The organism is Agathobaculum sp. (genome assembly GCF_034098985.1).
In the GTDB taxonomy this organism is placed as follows: Bacteria; Bacillota; Clostridia; order Oscillospirales; family Butyricicoccaceae; genus Agathobaculum.
Genome location: NZ_JAXEOA010000013.1, coordinates 42,679 through 63,815, shown reverse-complemented (window position 1 = coordinate 63,815; position 21,137 = coordinate 42,679). Strand labels below are relative to the sequence as shown.

The 21,137-nt window shown below is 49.0% G+C and carries 23 protein-coding genes and 1 riboswitch; of the genes, 10 read left to right on the top strand and 13 right to left on the bottom strand.

What is annotated here, in order from left to right:
• The first annotated feature begins 151 nt into the window (after positions 1-151).
• The 3 genes from holA (at position 152) to SO058_RS03690 (ending at position 2,697) form a co-directional block, all read left to right on the top strand.
• Positions 152-1,192, top strand: coding sequence for a DNA polymerase III subunit delta (gene holA, locus SO058_RS03700; protein WP_320841653.1), 1,041 nt, complete (start codon positions 152-154; stop codon positions 1,190-1,192).
• A 2-nt stretch (positions 1,193-1,194) separates the two neighbouring features.
• Positions 1,195-1,806 carry a toprim domain-containing protein gene (locus SO058_RS03695; protein ID WP_320841652.1) on the top strand — a complete coding sequence of 204 codons (612 nt, stop codon included), beginning with the start codon at positions 1,195-1,197 and terminating at the stop codon, positions 1,804-1,806.
• A gap of 45 nt (positions 1,807-1,851) precedes the next feature.
• A riboswitch (FMN riboswitch) is annotated at positions 1,852-1,983 on the top strand.
• Positions 1,984-2,079: 96 nt separating this feature from the next.
• Positions 2,080-2,697, top strand: coding sequence for an ECF transporter S component (locus SO058_RS03690; RefSeq protein ID WP_320841651.1), 618 nt, complete (start codon positions 2,080-2,082; stop codon positions 2,695-2,697).
• A 430-nt stretch (positions 2,698-3,127) separates the two neighbouring features.
• On the opposite strand, the gene SO058_RS03685 is transcribed toward SO058_RS03690, so the two are convergent.
• Entirely contained in the window at positions 3,128-3,397 is a 270-nt protein-coding gene (locus tag SO058_RS03685) for a helix-turn-helix domain-containing protein (RefSeq protein ID WP_320841650.1), read from the bottom strand.
• A gap of 171 nt (positions 3,398-3,568) precedes the next feature.
• On the opposite strand from SO058_RS03685, the gene SO058_RS03680 reads away from it, so the two are divergent.
• The 7 genes from SO058_RS03680 to SO058_RS03650 all read left to right on the top strand — a co-directional run bounded on the left by SO058_RS03680 (position 3,569) and on the right by SO058_RS03650 (position 8,910).
• On the top strand, positions 3,569-3,913 hold the full coding sequence (locus SO058_RS03680) for a hypothetical protein (protein ID WP_320841649.1): 345 nt from the start codon (positions 3,569-3,571) through the stop codon (positions 3,911-3,913).
• A 48-nt stretch (positions 3,914-3,961) separates the two neighbouring features.
• Positions 3,962-4,231, top strand: coding sequence for a hypothetical protein (locus SO058_RS03675; protein ID WP_320841648.1), 270 nt, complete (start codon positions 3,962-3,964; stop codon positions 4,229-4,231).
• Between the two features lie 285 nt (positions 4,232-4,516).
• A complete protein-coding gene (locus tag SO058_RS03670; RefSeq protein WP_320841647.1) occupies positions 4,517-4,774 on the top strand; it encodes a hypothetical protein in 258 nt (85 codons plus the stop codon).
• A 28-nt stretch (positions 4,775-4,802) separates the two neighbouring features.
• Complete coding sequence (locus SO058_RS03665; protein WP_320841646.1) at positions 4,803-6,344, top strand: hypothetical protein; 1,542 nt, start codon at positions 4,803-4,805, stop codon at positions 6,342-6,344.
• A 69-nt stretch (positions 6,345-6,413) separates the two neighbouring features.
• Positions 6,414-6,668: a hypothetical protein gene (locus SO058_RS03660; RefSeq protein ID WP_320841645.1), complete on the top strand. Its 255-nt coding sequence runs from the start codon at positions 6,414-6,416 to the stop codon at positions 6,666-6,668.
• A gap of 13 nt (positions 6,669-6,681) precedes the next feature.
• The gene (locus tag SO058_RS03655; protein ID WP_320841644.1) at positions 6,682-7,434 is read left to right on the top strand and encodes a zonular occludens toxin domain-containing protein; all 753 of its coding nucleotides are present in this window, start codon (positions 6,682-6,684) and stop codon (positions 7,432-7,434) included.
• 393 nt (positions 7,435-7,827) lie between these two features.
• Entirely contained in the window at positions 7,828-8,910 is a 1,083-nt protein-coding gene (locus tag SO058_RS03650; protein WP_320841643.1) for a replication initiation factor domain-containing protein, read from the top strand.
• A 358-nt stretch (positions 8,911-9,268) separates the two neighbouring features.
• Here SO058_RS03650 and SO058_RS03645 read toward each other — a convergent pair whose 3' ends face one another.
• From SO058_RS03645 to mutL, 12 genes are all read right to left on the bottom strand, one after another.
• Positions 9,269-10,096, bottom strand: a complete 828-nt coding sequence (locus SO058_RS03645) for an HAD family hydrolase (protein ID WP_320841642.1) — start codon at positions 10,094-10,096, stop codon at positions 9,269-9,271.
• Entirely contained in the window at positions 10,093-11,013 is a 921-nt protein-coding gene (locus SO058_RS03640; RefSeq protein ID WP_320841641.1) for an RluA family pseudouridine synthase, read from the bottom strand. Before SO058_RS03640 ends, SO058_RS03645 begins: the two co-directional genes overlap by 4 nt.
• Positions 11,006-11,482, bottom strand: coding sequence for a signal peptidase II (gene lspA / locus SO058_RS03635; protein WP_320841640.1), 477 nt, complete (start codon positions 11,480-11,482; stop codon positions 11,006-11,008). Before lspA ends, SO058_RS03640 begins: the two co-directional genes overlap by 8 nt.
• Positions 11,483-11,544: 62 nt before the next feature.
• On the bottom strand, positions 11,545-14,337 hold the full coding sequence (gene ileS, locus SO058_RS03630; protein ID WP_320841639.1) for an isoleucine--tRNA ligase: 2,793 nt from the start codon (positions 14,335-14,337) through the stop codon (positions 11,545-11,547).
• A 27-nt stretch (positions 14,338-14,364) separates the two neighbouring features.
• Positions 14,365-15,075 carry a DivIVA domain-containing protein gene (locus tag SO058_RS03625; protein WP_320841638.1) on the bottom strand — a complete coding sequence of 237 codons (711 nt, stop codon included), beginning with the start codon at positions 15,073-15,075 and terminating at the stop codon, positions 14,365-14,367.
• Between the two features lie 97 nt (positions 15,076-15,172).
• Positions 15,173-15,439: a YggT family protein gene (locus SO058_RS03620; protein ID WP_320841637.1), complete on the bottom strand. Its 267-nt coding sequence runs from the start codon at positions 15,437-15,439 to the stop codon at positions 15,173-15,175.
• Between the two features lie 12 nt (positions 15,440-15,451).
• Complete coding sequence (locus tag SO058_RS03615) at positions 15,452-15,907, bottom strand: cell division protein SepF (RefSeq protein ID WP_320841636.1); 456 nt, start codon at positions 15,905-15,907, stop codon at positions 15,452-15,454.
• Positions 15,908-15,921: 14 nt separating this feature from the next.
• Positions 15,922-16,653: a YggS family pyridoxal phosphate-dependent enzyme gene (locus SO058_RS03610; protein ID WP_320841635.1), complete on the bottom strand. Its 732-nt coding sequence runs from the start codon at positions 16,651-16,653 to the stop codon at positions 15,922-15,924.
• Positions 16,650-17,921, bottom strand: a complete 1,272-nt coding sequence (locus SO058_RS03605; protein WP_320841634.1) for an HlyD family efflux transporter periplasmic adaptor subunit — start codon at positions 17,919-17,921, stop codon at positions 16,650-16,652. Before SO058_RS03605 ends, SO058_RS03610 begins: the two co-directional genes overlap by 4 nt.
• 18 nt (positions 17,922-17,939) lie before the next feature.
• Positions 17,940-18,194, bottom strand: a complete 255-nt coding sequence (gene hfq, locus SO058_RS03600) for an RNA chaperone Hfq (RefSeq protein WP_320841654.1) — start codon at positions 18,192-18,194, stop codon at positions 17,940-17,942.
• 29 nt (positions 18,195-18,223) lie between these two features.
• Positions 18,224-19,165 (bottom strand): tRNA (adenosine(37)-N6)-dimethylallyltransferase MiaA, encoded by a 942-nt coding sequence (gene miaA, locus SO058_RS03595; protein WP_320841633.1) that lies wholly within the window; start codon positions 19,163-19,165, stop codon positions 18,224-18,226.
• A gap of 8 nt (positions 19,166-19,173) precedes the next feature.
• Positions 19,174-21,126, bottom strand: a complete 1,953-nt coding sequence (mutL, locus tag SO058_RS03590; protein ID WP_320841632.1) for a DNA mismatch repair endonuclease MutL — start codon at positions 21,124-21,126, stop codon at positions 19,174-19,176.
• Between the last annotated feature and the right edge of the window lie 11 nt (positions 21,127-21,137).

Below are 21,137 nucleotides of genomic sequence, written 5' to 3'. Positions count from 1 at the left end.
CAAAACTGCAAAGGGCTGTGGTTGGAACCTTTCTTGAACCATCTTGTGGTAGGAGGGTGCAACCAATCCACAGCATCCCTTACAGTGTAGCACAGCCCTTGGAGAGGGGCTTTAATAACTACTACTCTATAATACAAGGAGAGTGAACAAAGTGCCTGTCAAGCAAGCAAAATCCGGAAAATTCAAACTGATACAAGACCTACGGGATGGGACCTTTGCGCCGCTCTATATCATCTCCGGTGAAGAGACTTATTTAAAAGAATATTATTTAAAAGAACTAAAGGAAAAGGTGGTTGACGAGACATTCCGCGATTTTAACCTCACAGAGTTTGACGGGAAATCGCTCACACCCGAACTGCTCTCGGAAGCATTAGACAGTTATCCGGCAATGGCGGAAAAAAAGCTCGTCGTTGTTACCGATTTTGACCTTTATAAGCCTCCCGCCATATTTGCTGATAAACTGCCGGAGTTGCTCAGCGATTTGCCGGATTATATCTGTTTGGTGTTTTTCTTTGATATTTTGGAGGGAAAACCGGATAAGCGCACCAAACTTTATAAACTGCTTAATAAGGCGGCATGTTTTGCAGAGTTTGATCATCTTGAAGAACGAGAACTGACCGCATGGATCGAACGGCAATTTCGCGCGCTAGACCGAGCTATCTCTCCAGATGTTTGTTCTTATATGATTTTCCTCTGTGGGAATTCTATGACAAATTTGCAGGGGGAGATTGAAAAAGCCGCAGCGCACTCCACGACGGGCGAAATCAAAAAATATAATATTGATAGTGTCTGCTCGCGTGTACTGGAAGCTGTTGTATTTGACTTAACCGATGCGATCACAGCCGGCCGGTTTGACCGTGCAGTAGCGCTAATTGATGATTTAATTGCACAGAAAAACAATGAAGTTATGATATTTACTGTGATATTGCGACATATCCAACGTTTGTATGCCGCAAAACTATGCGAATCGGCAAGGAGAGGGGAGCGGGAACTATTGGAGCTGCTCGGCACTAAATCCCCCTATTATGCAAAGCAGATTCAGAGAGCTGCGCGCCGGGTATCCATTGGCTGGCTGCGCAATGCAGCTTCCTTATGCGCAGAAACCGATGCGAAACTGAAAGGGAGCGCAGTTGATCGCCAGAAGCAAATAGAATTAACGCTGTTGGCGTTGGCCGCTGATTTTGGAGGCTAAAAATGGTTCGTATTCGGGAAGCGGTCTTAGTGGAAGGCCGTTATGATGCCAATACGGTGCATCAGGTTGTCGACACAGTGATTTTGGAAACCGGTGGCTTTCGTATTTTTAATAATGCAGACCAGCTGAAGCTTATCCGGCGGATTGCCGCAACACGTGGTTTGATTATTCTTACAGACAGCGACGGCGCGGGGTTCGTTATTCGCAACTTTATCAAAAGCGCGCTGCCCATCGACCAGATCAAGCAGGCGTATGTTCCTGATATTTTGGGGAAAGAACGCCGTAAGCGCCAAAGCTCTAAGGAAGGGAAGCTAGGAGTAGAAGGCATGTCATCGAACATTATATTGGAAGCTCTTCGTCGGGCGGGCGCAACATTTTTAGATAACTCTTCTGCAATATCATCTCCGCAAATTAAGGCAATCACTAAAGCAGACTTTTTTTGCTGGGGTCTTTCCGGCGGAGCGGACAGTACGGTACGTCGGCAGAAGTTGATAAAAGCGTTGGATCTGCCATCGCATATGTCCGCTAACGCACTGCTGGCTTTTATCAATGCAGTTAGCACGCGTGAAGAAATTGAACGATTGATGCAGCAGATTTGTAAGGATAACAGTTGACAGAGTTTCATGAATCCCCTATAATGAATATATAAAACTACATCAGTTCTGTTTCAGGGCGGAGTGAAATTCTCCACCGGCAGTGAACGGGGCATAGTCTCCGATAGTCTGCGAGCCGAAAGGCCGATGGGTGTAAATCCCAACCGACGGTTAAAGTCCGGATGAAAGAAACAGGTGTATTTCGGTACGTCTGCACGCCCTTGGACTCTTTTGGTCCAAGGGCTTTTTAGACCCCGCATAAGCAGAACTCCTGTAAAAAAGGAGAGTATCAGCATGACAAAAACCAGCAAAATCACGTATACCGCGGTATTTGCCGCAATAGCTACCGTATTAATGTATTTTGAGTTTCCATTGCCTTTGATGCCGCCATTTTTAAAAGTCGACCTAAGTGGCGCAATTGTTTTGATTGGCGCATTCATTTTTGGAATAGGGCCTGCTGTTTCTATGATCGTCATCAAAGATTTGATTCACTTGACCCAAACGCAGACCGGCGGATCTGGAGAGTTAGCTGATTTTTTGATGCTAACCACCTTAGTTATGATTGCGGTCCTAGTATACCGTACACATAAAACACGGAAAATGGCTGTGATTGGCTGTGTGACTGGCTCTGTGGCTATGGCCTGTGTTGGGATGCTGACAAACTATTTTTTAATCATTCCGTTTTATTCGACGGTGTGGCCGCTGGAGACGATTTTTAGTCTTTGCTCACAGATCAATCCTGCAATATCAGGAATGTCCGGATATTTACTTTTAGGAGTTTTGCCATTTAATCTGATCAAAGGCGCCATATTAACATTTATCACAATGCTTGTTTACAAGAAACTAAGCGTTTTTATTAAATCCAAGCAAATTGAAGTGCATCCTCCTGTGCAAAAATCAACACAAGGCTAAAAAAGGTGGTCGCTTAAATATGCGACCGCCTTTTGTCTACACTCTACCCCACTCAATTATACAAAATCTTTACTTTGTTGTCAGATAATGTAAATAGTGCTAAATCTGCAAGAAAGTAGGGAAGTGTAACACATGAAAAAGCTGTAGCCGCTCCGATCAGGAACGCTGCAGCGAGTAGGTTGTGTTACAAGGAGGGGACAGTGAGGACAGGGAGGCGCAAAAAAACAGACCGGAGGTGGTCCGGTCTGTTCGATGGATCATAGCACTTTACGGCTACGATACTTTACTAATGCATATCCCAGCGCAACAGGTACGCTTACGAGAAATGCAGCAGCAATGTACCACAACGCATAAAGCAGTATTTGTACTAACATGATCTGCACCTCCTTGCCCTGACTGTCTCTTCCCGGCGAGCTTCGGCCGCCGCAACCTACTTGATGATGTTCGTGTTATGATCTCGCTGGTGTATTGTGACTTGCTTGACGACTGCGCCTTTAGGGTCGTCTGTGCGGCCTAAAAGGTAGTCTGTGGTTACACCATATAAATCTGCGAGGCCAATAATATGCCGTATGGGTAATTCATGCTGATTCCGCTCATAGTCGGAGTAGTATGACTGTTTGATACCTAAGAGCTTCGCAACATATTCTTGTGTATAGTCGTTATCCTCGCGCAAAGCACGTATTCTTTGAAACCATGTCATTTAATCACCATAATAATTTTATAGTAATGATCTTTTTTTACTTGAATTTATAAGACATGTCTGATATTATTCTTTATAAGAGATGTCTTATATTCGGAGGCTGTATGACCAGTAAAGAGTATTGGGCAATCATCGAAGAAATAAACCGAATAGACGTAGGAGGGGTTGACTATGTCGAAGAAGACGAACATCCGGAGCTTTCGCTACTCGGACGAGGTAGCGGCGATCTTGGAACAGCAAGTGGGGCACAGCATCAATGACAAGTTTGAGCAGCTCGTGCTGGAATGCTATTACAAGCTGCCGGAGCTGCAAAAGCAGCACAAATATTACGAAAAGGAAATCGACCGCCAGAAGCGGCATTTAGATGAGCTGCTTTATGAGCTTGAGCCGAGTATACGTAGATTGTCAGCATACGCAAACCAGATTTTAAGCGACTATAAGCTTTTAAAGGGGCAATTAGAGCATGTAACACAAATTCAATCCGCTGCGGTCGACCAGGCGGATGAAACTGTGTGACATAGATATAGATGAACGTAGGGCAGTAACCCGAAAGGAGAAAGAACAATGAAAGTAACAATTTTAGGGTATCAACCAGTGGAGTATACCAGCAAAAAGACAGGGGAGTTAAAGACTGGCCTGTCCGTGTACTATGCTGCTGAAAACACAAACACAGTTGGCCTCATGACAAATGACGTGTGGATCGACAAAACCCGTGAACCGGAGCTTTACGAGCAGGTGCGCAAACTCGACGTGAGTAAGCCGCTGCACGCGAATTTCGGCTTTGAAGTCGAGATCGGCTCCCGGTATCCGCGCCTTGTGTCAATCAACGTATGATCGGGGCACTAACACAAGTTGCCGAAGCAGCGGTCACAGATCAGACCGTGTTGGAGCTGCTGCAATCCATAGAGAAAGCAACCCACTCTATGGACGAAAAGCTGACGATCCTCTTGGCCGTTCTCGTGGCCGCTGCTTTAGCATATTTCGCTTGCAGGTGGTTGTATGGCTGATTTCTACGCGATAACAGTCAGCCTGTTTGCGACATTTACCGTTGTAGGCTTGATCGGAGCATTCTTCCGACAGGTACTAAAATTTCTCGAACGGATGTAGGAGGTAAAAAGTATGTTTCAGAAAGCAAAGGTATGGCTTAAAGACAAGGCTGCGAAGATTGGTATTGCGGCAACTCTGGCGAGTGCTGCGGTAATGACGTGCGCCGGAGCAGCGGCAGAATCCCCGTCTGGTGCGATGGACATTATCAATGAGGCTACGACTTCGCTGCGGAGTGATGCCGTAACTGTCATCGCGGCTGGCCTTGGTATCGGCGTGCTGTTCTTCGGCGCAAAGTTCCTTTGGTCTAAGTTCAAGGGCATGACTAAGTAAGCAAGCATTGAAAAGGGGGGCGAATGTCGTGAAACGATTGAAAGGATTGTTTCGGCGGGTATTCGCCCTCTTTTTCTGTGTTTGGATATTTATAGCAAGCTCGGTCGTCCCGTTTGCATCGGCCTTTGTGGAGACGCTGGCAGTCCAACAGGGAATAGAGCTTTTGCTCACAATCCTCATCGGTGTCGGTGGTGCGACATTCCGTAATGAAATTGATGCTCGGGCGGTGGCCGAAATAGCTTGGAATACCCTTGAAAAGTCAGGCAGTCCAGCTTTGGCTACTTTGAAGAATCAAGCTAAATGGCTAAACGACCACCCAGAGCAAGCAGATAATGCGGGTTTCCGCGTGTCGGCTGACCTTTGGAATGCGATCAGTAGTGCTTTAAGTGGTCATTTGGAGGGTGGCTCTGTTGTAGTTAGTCCGGGTACTTCGCTTTCCATTTCGAGCGAGGCGGATTTAACAGATGAGTTTAAAGCACAGTTTATTGGTCTGTTTTCTGGCCGTAATGTAACTAGAGTGCCTTATACAACTACTTATCCGAAGTACGATTGGACAACGGGTGAAATTTATGTAGAAATTGCAGATAGGCAAGTTTTTTTGATTCAAAATGACGCTGCAATAGATAATCCTAATTTGTCGCGTGGTAGTGGCAAGTATTTGTCTACGCTTGGCGCGACTGCATCAACGCAATTTTGGATAGAACCTATATTTGGTGGTGGTGCTGTTCGCTTTGAAGTGTATTATTTGCTGGATGGAGTTAAGACGAATACTGGCCTAGTCCGTGGATGGTTTGGATATCCGCTTACTTTAGGCGGTATCGGTAGTATATCTGTACCCGTTGGAGGCGATCTTACATATCCCACTGACGATTTTTTAGTCAAAGCTCCAGACTTGCCCTCCGTGGATTTAGATGGCAATATAACGCACCCGCCGCTTGACCTGTCGCCCGATGCTTATGCCGTGCCGTACCCGGTATACCCCGGCACAGGCGATAAAATCGAAAGTATCCCGTTTGACGTGCCTGTTGATGTTGGCACAGGCGAAAGCCTTGATAAAGACATTCCGGATAATCCCGATGTACCAGAAACCCCGGATATACCTATTCTGGGCGATATTCTTGGTTTGCTCAAACAAATTCTTGATGCGCTTATCTCTCTCTTGCAGGGGATATGGGACGCAATAAAGGGGCTTGCGCAAAGCATTATAGACGGCATTGCAGGTATCTTCAGTTGGCTGAAAGGATTGCTTCAAAGCATCCTCGACGCGCTGACGGGTTTCTTTGATTCGCCGTCTAACTTCCGTCTTAACTTCGATGCGTTCAAAAATGTGGTTCTGACAGACCGCTTTCCGTGGTCTATCCCTTGGGACTTTGTAAACTCCATCAAGGTCTTTGCCGCGACAGCCTCGGACTACCAGCTTCGCATTGATCTGGACACGGCCTATTTTCAGATACATGAGAATATCGACTTAACGCCGTTTGCGCTGCCGATCGCGTTCTTCCGGTATGGCGCAACCGTGTGGTTTGCTATTGGGCTGATACTGCGCACGCGTAGCTTGATCAAGTGGTGAGTAACACAATGGTCGATGTGCAGCAGCTCGCCGGTGAGAAAACTTGTGTGACATAGGAGGGGAGAGCGCATGTTCAAAGGTCTAGCGTCGTTTTGCCAATTCCTGCTCGACGCGATTGCGGCGGTGCTGGCGGTGATCTGCAACCTGTTCCCGCCGTCGCCGTTTAAGATCATCTCTAACGCTGGCTTTTCCGATCTGCTGGCGCAGATTAACTACTTTCTCCCGGTCTATGAATTCCTGACGATTGCCGAGGCTTGGCTTATTTGTATTATCGTCTATTACGCCATATCAGTAGTTGCCCGCTGGCTCAAAGCGATTGAATGAGGTGAGCTGCACAATGATCTATCTGTACTCCGGTACTCCCGGCTCTGGTAAGAGCTATCACAGTGTTAAAGATATCTGGGACAAGCTGCATAAGAAAGAGCGTAACCGGGTAATCGCCAATTTTTCGTTGGGACTTCCCGAGGAGCTGCGGGAGCACTTCACATATCTTGATAACCCGGATATCACGATAGATTATCTTATGAGCTATGCGCGGGAACATCATAAGCGCGGTATAGAGGGGCAAACGCTGGTAGTGATTGACGAGGCGCAATGTATCTTTAATAGCCGGGACTGGAACGGCAAGGGGATTTTGCATGAATCCTTGAAGAAGAAGCCCGACACGCGCATGGACTGGATCAAGTTCTTCTCCCAGCATCGGCATTTAGGCTATAACTTTATCCTCGTCGCGCAGTCTGATAAGATGATTGATAAACAGATTCGGGTGCTCATCGAGTATGATGTGAAGCACCTGAAAGCAAATAACGGCTTTTTCTTCTTTCTTCCGACCACCTTTGTCTGTGTGGAACGCTGGTACGGCCAGAACATGAAGTTAAGCACGGATATTATCCCGTACCGGAAGAAGATTGCACAGCTATATGATAGCTACGCCCTGTTTGACACGCTCGCACAGGACGAGGGCGGGCAGGGGGAACCGCGAAGCGGTGGGCACCCGCCCGCCGTACCTGCTGCGCCTGAGCCAACCAGTGCGCAGCCTATGGATAAGCTGTCGCAGTTCTTCGGACCGGGCGTAGACCCAACGCAATAAGTAACACAAAGATTGTGCTGCAGCGAGCTGATCCGGACGAGCTACGGCGCGGCAATGTGTGACAAATAGCGATCGCAGCGCAGCATGTCACACAATTTCGCTGATCGACCTGGTTTACTCGAGCGAAAATTGTGTTGCAGATGCGGGAGCGCAGCGGCTCGCATACCGACCGCCGCCCGCAGGCGGTGGAAACCCAGCCCGCCAGCGTCCAGCGGGAAGCCGTCCGCGCGGGCAGACGCAAGCAGCCATCACCACGGTTTAACCGTGTTCTATATACATTCCTATTTACAAGGTAGGAAATAAGCATAGGGCAGGGGAGCACCGCGCAAAGCTCCCTTGTAACCCCCGTGCAGTAATCACGGGGGTACTCGTTACAAGGGGAGGGGACAAGCTATGAAATCAGCAGCGAGTATAGACTGGCTGACGTTTTCTATAAAAGGGGAAACTGACCCACATGCAATCGTTAAGCGGTATCTGCGGATAGACCCGGCGTTATTCGTAGATCATCCGCACGGCAAGTACGGCTATCAGCGCAGCATGTCATTCGGGAATATCTTTGTGTTCCATGACCCGGCACCAGATCGCATTGGTGATATGGGCGTATGCGTCAGTATGTCCGGTTCAGGCTGCCGAACCTTTGAAGCTCACACGACGCTGCACAGCAAAGATGATTTGACCACGCCATTTCTGCGGCTCGTGGAGCAACTGCACGCCGACGAAAATGTAAATGTGTCGCGTGTCGATCTCGCGCTGGATGATACCGAGGGCTATTTAGACCTAGAAGTAATCGCCGCTGCGGTAGATGAAAATACCATTAACAGCCGTATCCGCAAACGTAGGGTTGTTAAGGGCTATGACGGTACAATCAAGGACGGTACAACGGTTTATATCGGTGCAGAACAATCCGATTTTCGTATCAGAATCTATGATAAGGCCAAGGAACGCTATAAGCCGACTGAACCGGAATATAACAAGCATTGGGTACGCTTTGAAATCGTCATGCGCGGCGACAATGCAAACGGCTTTGTAAATGCGCTGGTGAATACCGATGATCTAGGGCTGCTGGCTAGTGGTATCCTAAATGATAAAATTGCTTTCATCGAACGTACCGAAACCAATATAACGCGCTGTGAGGTTTGTAAGTGGTGGACTGATTTCGTCGACTCGGTCGCAAATATCAAGCTGGTAATCAAGGAAGAAACCCAACACAGGCTGTTAAAGAGTATCGATTGGGTGAAGCGGCAGATTGCGCCGACGCTTTCGCTTATCAATGATGCTAAGGGGTTTTTTATGATACGTGAAATATTGGCTATTGGAACATCTAAACGTACACGGCAGCAGCAAGCGATTTTAGACGATTACCGTAACTCGTACTACATAGATACCCGGCAAGCTACTAAAGCATGGAGCGAGCAAGATGGCTGTACCGACCAAATACTGTTACATGTGCCTGTGCGAAGTGTGTACCCGGACTAAATGCCCGTTTGTCTACGCACATAGATATGAAGCAAAGCTATATTTCTGTCAGGCTTGCTTGAATACCCAGCGCGGCGCACGGCTGGAATGCGACTTCTTTGAGCACAAGCAAAAGCATCGTTCGTACCGTATGAAGATTAGCCGTAGTGAAACGTTGGAGCGCAAAGTGGATAGAATCTTGAAGCTACTGGAGGAAAAGAATCATGAAGATAGTAACACGTAGACAAGCTGCAGCTCGTACCGATCAGTACGCCGGCGCGGAAACCTTGTGTTACAATTGGAAAACCTCCCCACCGAATTATACAAAATCTTTATTTTGTATAATCTCCTATGTTGACAATTCCATCGCGCCTAGGTCTTACTTCGTGCGACCTGGGCGCGTCTCCATATTGTCGAGCCATTCTATTGCTGCTGCAACCGCATCACAATCATGATTTCGCACAACAATATCTGCAATCTCCAATATTCCTTGATCCGCGTTTTGAGGAGCAAAGCCTTTATAGGCCATGCGCAGCATCATCTCATCATTAAAACTATCTCCAATTGCATAGATGCGATTATTTGGAATCCCACAATAAGCTGCTATTTTTTGAAGTGCTGCACCTTTATGAACGCTCTTTTCCGTTATTTCCAAAAACATCGGCATACTGGATGCCATACAAAATTCATCAGCATATGGCTGCAAGAAAGCTCGAACTAATCCTAGGATTTTAGGCGTGCCGGTTAAATTGATTTTACACCAGGAAGAAGTGTCTGTTAATTCATCTTGCATAATAGGTTGATAGGATAAATTAAGTGTTTTCAGGTGTGTTTCAGTAACCTCACTCATTTGCCGAATATAGATATTTTCGCTGTCAAAAATCTCGCAGCCAATCTCCGGAAATTTTGACACAGCGGCATTGATAAGTTCTTTTGTTTTTTCTGGCATGCCTGCACAGGATAGAATATTGTGCTGCTTATCAAAAATCAATGCACCATTCAACAGGCTATACGGGGCATTGATCGACAGTTCATCAAAATACGGCTGGGCGGCCCCGGGCGCTCGTCCTGTTGCCAAAGAAAAGAGCCCTCCCTGCTCCGTAAAATACTGTATAGCTTGTTGGTTTTTCACGGAGACTTTTCTTTGACTGTCCAGTAATGTACCATCCATGTCACATGCAAGTAGCATACGCTCAAACTTTTTCATTGCATTTTCTCCAATTTAAACAATATATCCGTAAAATATGGCGGCAATGGAGCTACAAACTTCATGTTTTCCCCTGTTCTTGGATGCACCAGCGTAAGTGCCGCTGCATGCAAGCATTGTCCGCCAATTGCTGAAAAACGGTCTTTTTTCAGCCCATATAGCGGATCACCTATGATTGGATGACCAATAGAAGCCATATGCACTCGAATTTGATGTGTACGCCCGGTTTCTAGTTGAAATGCCATATGCGTATAGCCAGAGTAACGTTTCAAAATACGGTAATGCGTAATGGCATTGCGGCCGCCTTCCATAACAGCCATCTTTTTCCGATCGCTCTTATGACGTGCAATCGGTTTGTCAATCGTTCCTTCTTCAAGCTGCGGGCAACCGATCACAATTGCTTCGTACTCACGCCGAGCCGTATGGGTAACGATCTGCGCTGCCAGATTCTGATGTGCGGTATCATTTTTAGCAACAACCAGTAAACCACTCGTATCCTTATCAATACGGTGAACGATTCCCGGCCGGTGTTCCCCGTTGATTCCTGACAGGCTATCACCACAGTGGTACATTAAAGCATTGACCAAGGTACCGGACCAATTTCCAGCTGCCGGATGCACCACCAGACCTCTTGGCTTATTAACAACAATAATGTCCGTATCTTCATAAATAATATCAATTGGAATATTCTCTGGTACCAAATCGATTTCCCGCAGTTCCGGCATCGTGATTTCAAGCAATTCCCGGCCGGTAAGCTTGTAATTCTTTTTAAGCGCCTTATTTTCGGCAAAGACTGCGCCCTGCGCCAATAATCCTTGCGCAGCGGAACGTGTCAGCCCCTCAATTTGCTCACTCAGATATGTGTCGATCCGCTTTCCAATATCCTGTTCAGACGGAACTAGATGGAGCTTAGTCATCCTGCTCCCCTTTCTGTTCTTTGTCTTTATGTTGGAACAGGATATAGATAAAAAACATTGCGCCTCCTATGCAGATAAAAATATCGGCGACATTAAAAACCGGAAATCCAATGGCTCGAAAATCAAACAGATCTACGACGAAGCCACGGATAACGCGGTCTATTGCATTCCCAAGTGCCCCGGCAGAAATCAAGTATAAGGACCATCGGCCCAACTGTGTCTGGATCCAATTCTTTCTTAATGCTACGCAAATCGCGGCAGTAATTAATACCGCTAAAGTGACAAAGAACCATCGCGAATCAAATTTTGCAAATAAACTGAATGCAGCACCGCGGTTTTCAACATAGGTTAAATGAAAAACATTTTCAATCAGTGGAATGGTATGCGCGGGCTGCAGCACGGCCACTGCCCAGTACTTCACCACTTGGTCAAGCACAATCATAAGGGCTATAAAAATTAAAACATGCATCACTAAGCTCCTACCTCATAAAAAGGGGAACAGCGGTTCGCTGCTCCCCTTTCCTATCCTATTTATCCAACAACAGACGCGCAGCGTGCACAAAGGGTCGAATGTTTCGTATCCGTGCCAACCGATTTGGATTGCGTCCAGCAGCGTTCACACTTATCCCCCGCCGCACGCTCAACCTGAATCTTTAGACCCGGCAGATATTCGCTGTCCATTCCATCGCCCAAGCCAGCCACCACATGAAGCTCGGAAACGATACAAAGCGCCGCAAGATCCTGTCCGCAACCGTTCAGGAATGCGATGGCCTGTTCGTCACCATACACGGTCACACTGGCCTCCAATGGCTTGCCAATGATTTTATCATTACGCGCACCCTCCAATGCCTTGTTGACATCATCACGGAACGCCGTAAGCTTCGCCCATTTCTCGGCGTTTTCCTCATTGAATGCCCACAATTCATTGACAGACGGCATATCATTATAAGCAACGTTGCGCACATCATCACCATCTGCATGGGGCATTACCTGCCAAATCTCATCTGCCGTAAAGCAGAGGATAGGAGACAGCATGCGCACAAGTGCATTTAGAATATGGTACATCGCAGTCTGCGCCGAACGGCGGCTTACACCAGCGGTTTCATCACAATACAACCGATCCTTTATTACATCCAGATAGAAATTGGACATATCAACTACGCAGAAATTATGAATCGTATGAAAAACCGTATGGAATTCATAATCGTCATATCCACCGCGCACTTTGGCGACCAGCATATTTAAACGGCTGAGAGCCCATTGATCCAGTTCGGGCATATCGTCATATGCGACCTGATCCTTATATGGATCAAAATCAAACAGATTGCCGAGGATATAGCGTGCTGTATTACGGATCTTCAAATAGTTCTGCGAAAGATGCTTTAGCATGTCCATGGAAATACGCATATCCTGCCGATAGTCAGAAGATGCAACCCAAAGACGCATCACATCCGCGCCAAACTGAGCCAAAATGTCATCCGGAGAGATGCCGTTGCCACGCGATTTGGACATTTTCTGGCGTTCTTCATCCACGATCATACCATGCGTGATGACCGTCTTATAAGGCGCTTTCCCCTGTGTTGCGATCGAAGTCAGCATCGATGACTGGAACCAGCCTCGGTATTGGTCGTTGCCCTCCAGATATACGTCAACCGGAGTCGGCTGCTGCTCACGATTTTCAATGACCGCACGCCAAGACGAGCCGGAATCAAACCAAACATCCATGGTGTCGGTTTCTTTTTCAAATTCGCCACAGCCGCAGGGGCATTGAATATCTGCCGGCAGGATCTCCGCAGCCGAAAGCTCAAACCACGCATTTGATCCCTTTTTGCGGAACAAGTCAGCGACAATTTGAATCGTCCGCTCATTGACCAATGGTTTACCGCATTTTTTACAAGTAAAAATCGGGATCGGAACGCCCCAGACACGCTGTCGCGAAATGCACCAATCGGAGCGCTCGCGGATCATAGAGGTCATGCGTTCCTCACCCCATGCAGGCAGCCACTGGATATCGGCGCAGGCACGGATCGCGTCGTCTTTCAGCGCATCCACCGAACAGAACCACTGTTCTGTTGCACGGAAAATAATCGGATGCTTGCAGCGCCAGCAATGCGGATAGCTATGCTCAATTTCCTCGATCGCCAAAAGCGCACTGCATGCCTTAAGATCTTCCAGAATCACAGGCGTAGACTTCTCATAATACATGCCGGCGTATTTGCCCGCATCTTTCGTCGTCATGCCCTTGCCGTCGACCGGGACTATAATCGGGATCTTATATTTCTGGCAGACAATAAAGTCATCCGCGCCAAAGCCTGGAGCCGTATGGACACAACCCGTACCGGCGTCCAGCGTAACATGGTCGCCGCAGATTACAATGCTTTCTCGATCCATAATCGGATGTTTGGTGCGCATCAACTCCAAGTCAGAACCCATAAGCGTACCGATAACTTCCCAGAAATCCATTCCAGACGCCTGCATCACCGACGTGACCAGTTCTTTTGCCAACACATAAACATCGCCGTTTGGCACCTTGACCAGATCGTATTCAAACGATGGGTTCACAGAAATTGCGAGGTTACCTGGCAGCGTCCAAGTCGTCGTCGTCCAGATGACAAAATAAACATGGTCGAGCGAGCCGGCGATTGACGACAACTTGCCACCCTGATCGTCGGTAACTTGGAATTTCACATAGATAGATGAGCATTTCTCGTCCTGATATTCGATTTCAGCTTCCGCCAGCGCGGTTTCGTCGTGTGGACACCAGTAGACCGGCTTCAGACCCTTGTAAATAAAACCTTTTTTGGCCATTTCGCCAAAAATCTCAATCTGTGCAGCTTCATAATCGTGAGTCAGCGTCAAATATGGACGTTCCCAATCACCGATCACGCCGAGGCGCTTAAACTGTTCGCGCTGTGTGTTGACATGGTTGTGTGCAAATTCCTCGCACTTGGCGCGAAACTCCGCTGTCGACACCTTGTCACGGTCCATCCCATAAGCCTGCATGGCCTGACGTTCGATCGGCAGTCCGTGGGTATCCCATCCAGGTACATACGGAGCCTGAAAGCCAGCCATATTTTTATAACGAACGATAATATCCTTTAATATTTTGTTGAGCGCATGGCCCATGTGCAGATTGCCGTTAGCATAGGGAGGACCGTCATGGAGTACAAAAAGCGGCTTACCCTCATTTTTGTCCATAAGCGTATGATAAAGGCGGTCATTTTCCCAACCTTCGAGAAAGCCGGGCTCGCGCTTGGGTAAACCCGCACGCATCGGGAACTCGGTTTTCGGCAAATTGATGGTGCTGTTATAATCCTGCGACATCGTGTCGTGTCCGTCCTTTCGTTGTGTTTACTTAACTTGCTTGGGATCGTAATCCGAGCCAAACTTCAGCTCGCCAAAGTCAAAATTTTTATCCTTGCTGCTCTTCAGTTCCGTCTCCGTGACGGAAAAACGCCTAGTAGCCTCTGCAACAGGCTCATCTGCCTGAGGAGCCTGTTGCGGCTCGTCTATAATCTGAGAAACTTCCTGAGCGACCTGACGATCCATCGGCTGTTCCGGCACCGGTGCTTGCTGCTGTTTAGCTTCGGTCTTGGGCTGAGCCGCTACCAGCTTTTCCCCTTTTGCGAGCTCCACAAGCGCCTTAGCTTGAGCTTGATAGACCGCGGAAACGCGCGCAATAAACTCCATGGTGTTCTTCTTCGCGGTTTCAAACTTCTGTTCTTCCAGCGAAATCTGCTCCTGTGTGGTTTTGACCTTAGTTTCGGTTTCGCTGCGCGCTGCTGAAATAATCTGCGCAGCCTCTTCCTTAGCTTTGTCCACCGTCTGCTGGGCTAATGTTTGTGCACTCATTAGTGTCTTGCGCAGGCCGTCTTCGACACCGCGGTATTCCTCGATCTTGTCGACCAACACTTTCATCTTGGCTTTGAGTGCCGCATTTTCTTTTTGCATCGCTGCAAATTCCTCTGCCACACGCTCCAGGAACGTGTCAACAGATTTCATATCGTATCCACCGAAAACTGCTTTTTCAAAGCCAATTTCCTGAATTTCCTGCACCGTCATATGTTCTTCCTCCGTTTATCTTTAGAGTCGGATTTTCTTTCTATTAAAATACGGTAAAATGGTCGGGCAAATGACCCGACCACTCCGCTCAACCGTGTTACAAGGTGTAAAGGAAAGTCAAAATGACCTCCAGCGCGAGAAATGCCAACAAAAATGCAATATCGAGCGGAAAGCCACGTAACGCGTCAAACCGTTCAAGCAGCCGGCGAAACGGCACGATGATCGGCTCGGTGACGAGATACAAAAACTCATAGATTTTGGAATCCCGCCCTTGCATAAACCACGACATAATCGCGCGGGCAAGGAACAAAAACTCCAAACACCGGACGACCGAAGATACAAAATAGATGACCAAATGATTCACGTCGTACCAGCCTTAAAAATACATGCCGCTGCTCTCAAGCTCGTCAATCAGATCGCCCATGATATCCACATTGTAGGGCGTGATGATATACGTGCTGTTTGCAACTTTTTTAATTTTGCCTTCATTGGCATAGGCGACACCGCTGAGAAAATCGACCAGACGGCGCGCAACATCCTTGTTGGTCTGTTCCAGATTGAGCACAACAGTGCGCTTGTCTTTCAAATGATCGGCAATTTCCGCCGCGTTTTCAAACCGGTCGGGCTTTACCAAAACGACCGCAAGCTGTGTAGTTGCGTTGATGTTAACGACCTTGTTGCTGCGGCGGGATGAGGAGGTATCGGGAACATCATAAGCCGAGGGCGATGCGGAGACAGGTTCTTCGATTCGCTGACGGGGCTCCTGCTCTTCGAATTCGTCTTCGACATCCTCTCCCTTAACCCAGTCGATAAATCCCTTAATCGAACCCATAAAAAAGTTCCTCCTTATGCTTTCTGCTGCGCCGCCCCATAGAGCCGCGCGCCAAAGATCGCCGTACCGATACGCACCATATTCGCGCCGCAGGCAATCGCGGTTTCAAAGTCATTTGTCATACCCATAGACAAATAATCCATGTTTACATTATCGTATTTTTTCGTCAAAATGTCAACAAAGAGTTGGTGCATTTCATGGAAATAGCTCAAATTTTTCGTTGTTTGGTCAGCAATCGGCGGAATGGCCATTAATCCGCGGATATGCAGGGCAGGATTTTCACATAAATGACAAACCGCAGCATCCAGTTCTTCCGGTAGCAGGCCGCTTTTGGCCTCTTCTCTACCAATGTTTACCTCCAAAAGGATATCCTGCCGCAGAGAATGCTTTGCCGCCTCTTTGGCTATGGCCTCTCCAAGGCGTATGGATCCGACTGACTGGATCAGCGATACCTTGCCGATTAAATATTTTACCTTATTCGTCTGCAGCGTGCCGATGAACTGAAGATCAGCACCATCGTAGGCGTGCTGATCGTACTTATCCAGCAGTTCCTGCACACGGTTTTCTCCTGCGATATGAATGCCACAGGAGATTGCATATTTCACGCGTTCAGCATCGTTCATTTTAGTCGCCGCGACCAAATGGATTTCCGAAGCATCGCGCCCGGCAGCCTGGGCGGCCCGTTCTATCCTCTCGCGCACATTGCGGATACGCAGCGCAAGCTCCTGTTTTTCCTGCACGGTCATGTCTTCACCACCCTGTTATTCTGAATATCCTTACCCTTAATAATAATTTTATCCTGTGCAACAAGCGCACCAGCGTCAGTGGCGCTTTGCTGCACCACATAAAACTGGTCGGTCTCATATAACGGCTGAATGCTCTTAAAGCGCGACATCGAGCCGCTGAGGATATAGACACCGAGCGTACTGTTGCCCTTGCTGTCAGTTTCCATGCGCGCGGCCTCTTTGGGAACTTTCAGCCCTATATAGGTGCCCAAAATAATATCGATCGGCTGATCGCGCATCGAAACCATTTCGCTGTTGAACTCATTTCCCTCTAGTATAACGAGTGAAACATCGCTGTTTCGCGGTTTATCCAACGCATATACGGTCACCGGCACTTCAATAGAGGCCTGTGTAAAGCGCACCCGCAGACTTGTACCGACAGACAGTCGATTAGCCTGTTCAGTTGGGATTTCTGCACCAAGATACCAGCTAAAGCCTTGTATAATCTTACCTAATGCCGCTCCCGAATTCTGCGGTTTTGCCGCGGTGAGCTTCTGAAACGTTTCCAGTGTTAGGTCTTCCAGCTTATCAACAGTGAAAACCTGTTCATAACCATCTATAATTTCAGAAAAATAACCAGAGGATGGCGCCGTAATTTCGCTGGTCCTGCCGGAAAGCTGTTGGGCAAGTGATTGCCGCTGCGTATCAAGCGCTTGACGTTCAGCAGATATGGTTGCTGCATCGAGCGTGCCCGCTTCCCGGCGAAGCGAAAGCGTACGCAGTGAGGCTGCTGCGGAACTAAGCGTTGCGCCCGATCCTGTTTTTAGCTGCGCAGATAATTGCTGCATGGAAAGCGTGATCAGCTGATCCAGCTTTGCCGCATCTGAACCGTCGCCAGCGGTTTGCAATGCGGTATCCAATAGGCCGATCTGTTCGTCCAGTGCCTCCAGCTCGCGGCTATGGTCGAGCGACTGCTCGTCCGAATATTCGATTGCAAGCGGCGCATTTTGCTGCACGCGTTCACCGCTATAAACGATATGCTTTACCGTATCACTTGCGCTGCCCGATACTTCGACCTCATCCCGGATAAACCATCCGGTGGCGCCGAAGCTGTCATCGACCGTAACGTGGGCGGCAGTAATAGTTTCCACACTGCCAAAAAACGCGGAAATTACCTGCGCGCCGATATAAAATACCAGCACTGCGGCGATGACCAGTACGGGAAGCCGGTTATTTGGCTGCGTGCGCTTTCGTTTTTTCCTATGCAGTTGTCTGTTATCCTGCTCCATGCGGTACCCCTATGTATGTTATTCCGAGGCTGCAATTCCCTCCTCACGGCGGGCGTGCAGATCGACGCGGCTCTGCGGAATGATGGTGGAGATAGCATGCTTATAAATCATCTGCTGCTTGCCTTCGCTCTCCAATATTACAATAAAGCTATCAAAACCGCGGACACAGCCACGCATCTGAAAGCCATTGGTCAAAAACACCGTTACAGTTTGTCCCTGCTGGCGCACCGCATTGAGCAGTGCTTCCTGCAAATTGATCTCGTTTCGCACAATAATTCCTCCATAATTTACAAATTATGGTATTATTGTACACCGCATTCTACCAGATAGTCTGTCGCTTTTTGTCGCAGCGTCTCAAGTTCCTCGTGTTTATTATAATAAATCCAGTGGATTTTGTCATCTCTTTTCAGCCAAGTCAATTGGCGCTTGGCGTAATTTCGGCTGCGTTGCTTGAGCAGTTTGACACACGCATCCAGCGGCTCCTGTCCCTGCAGATATCCCAAAAGCTCTTTATAGCCGATGGCTTGCGCCGCTGTTCCAATGAGTTTCCCAGCATCCAGCAAACGCTGGGTTTCCTGAAGCAAGCCGTCCTCCAACATCTGCTCGACGCGACGATCGATCCGCTCATACAGCACTTCACGTTCCACGGGACAAACGCCGATCTTTACTGCGTCGTATTTTGGCGCAATCCGTTTATTGCGGCGGTTAAATTCGTCAAGCGTCAGCCCTGTCTGCTCAAAAACCTCCAAGGCGCGAATGACACGTTTCAGGTTATTCGGATGAAGCCGCCCAGCCGCTTCCGGATCTACCTGCCGCAGCGCGGCGTGCACCGCCGCATTTCCCTGCTTCTCCGCCAATTGCTGATATTTTATGCGCACCGCCAAATCGGTCTCGTCCCCAGTAAAAACGCTACATTCGATCAGCGCATCCATGTACAATCCGGTGCCGCCTACGACAACCGGGATATGGCCGGATGCCAGAAGCTGCTGCGCCGCAACGTCCGCGAGTTCGACATAGCGTGCGACCGAAAAACGCTCGCCCGGCTCACAAACATCAATCAAATGATGAGGGATGCCGCGCCGCTCCTCGGCAGTCGGCTTGGCTGTACCGATATCCATGCCGTGATATAGCTGCATGGAATCAGCCGAAATGATTTCCGTATCAAGCTGTTCGGCCAGCGCGACCGAAAGCGCGGTTTTCCCACTAGCCGTCGGGCCACAAATACAGATCAAACGATTTTCCATTTGCTCTCCTATTGGTTTACACGCTTAAATAGCTTGTCCAGCTCATATTTTGTCAACCGCACAGTGGTTGGCCGCCCATGCGGGCACGAACGGACATTTTCATCGCTTAGTACGCGGTCGCAGAGATCCTGCAGTTCGATGAGTGTAGTCGATTTCCCCGCTTTGATTGCCGCCTTACAAGCAACCGTGTGGATCAAATCATCCAGCCGGTCGGGTACGGCGGCACGGCTGTTCATCGCTTTTTCCGCCAGCTCACTTAACACGTTGGATACGTCGCCGCTATCCAGATATGCCGGCACGCTTCTTACAGCAAAGCTATTCTCCCCAAAGGAGTCCACAATAAATCCAGCCTGCCGAAGCGTCTCCATCTGCTCGGTCAAAGCAGCCGATTGCTCGGCGGTCAGCTCGACGATCACCGGCGACAATAATTCCTGAGATGGGATTTCACTTTCCGCACGAAGCTTATTAAACAAAATCCGCTCATGTGCGGCGTGCTTATCGATGAGGATTAGTCCATCCTGATCTTCTGCAATCAAATAGGTTTGAAAACACTCTCCTATCACACGCGCACCGGTATCCAACGGTTCTAAAGTAGGAGCCGCCTGAGTTGGTTCCGCAGAAACGGCTTTGGATTCCGCGGCCGCCGGAGCGGGCATATTATGCTGCTTCATTTTCTGCATCAGCACAGGATCTGCCTGCATGGGCCCAGCATTGCGGGGCGGTTGATACGGGATCGCAGGCTGGGCGGCTACAAAGCCTGCATGCTGAGGCCGCGGCGTACGCGGCGGCACGGCGACCAAAAAATCTTCGAGCTCGGGCGCGGCGCTTTTTCCCTGCAGGGTTTCTGCCTGCACGGACGGCTCTATCGGCCGCTGCATGGCAAACCGCTGCTGCTGTCCTGTCACATGATCTTCACAGCGAGGAACAGGCGCGGCTTCTTTGGTCTTATGAATGAGCTGAGGCGTGTTGTCACCCGCTGCCAGCGCGTTTTTGCATGCAATATAGACCGCCTCAAAAACGGCTTTTTCCTGCGAGAACTTCACTTCTGTTTTGGCCGGATGGACATTGACATCGACCGCGCCGAGCGGCAGTTCGAGAAAAACAGCGCCTGAGGGATATTTCCCGGTTATGATCGCATTGCGATAGGCTTCTTCCAACGCGGCCTGCATCAGCTTGCTTTTCACATAACGCCCGTTTACGAAGAAATGCTGCATTGCCCGGTTCGGGCGGCCCGCATGCGGTTTGACGATATATCCGCTGACCGACATGCCGTTATGCTCCGTCTGCGGCACCGGCAGCATGTTTTCCGTCATCTCTTTGCCAAATACGGCAAACACCGGCACCAAAAGCTTTCCTTTGCCGTCGGTCGTGAATACCTGCTTGCCATCGCGGATAAGCGTAAACGAGATTTCGGGATGCGACAGCGCGGCATGCTGCACCACGCCTAAAATATATCCGGCCTCCGTAAAGTCCTTTTTGAGAAATTTCATGCGCGCCGGCGTATTGAAAAACAGGTCGCGCACCACAATGGTCGTCCCCTGCGGACAACCGGCCTCCTCGCTTATATCCGCCGTGCCCGCCGTCAAATGCAGATGCAGGCCGGAGATCGCATCCGGCTGGCGTGTGAACAGGTCAATGCGTGAGACCGAAGAGATCGCTGCCAGCGCTTCGCCCCGAAAACCCAACGTGCCGATCGCGGAGAGGTCGGCTTCGGTGCGCAGCTTGCTGGTCGCATGCCGACGAAACGCGACAGGCGCATCCTCCGCCGACATGCCGCAACCGTTATCCGCGATACGCAGATAGGTCACGCCGCCATTTTCAATTTCTACCGTGATTCGGGTCGCGCCCGCATCAATTGCATTTTCAACCAATTCTTTCGCGACTGATGCCGGCCGCTCTACGACCTCGCCCGCCGCGATCAAATCGGCCAGATGCGGTGATAATTCCTGAATAATGGCCAAGCTGGGCGCTC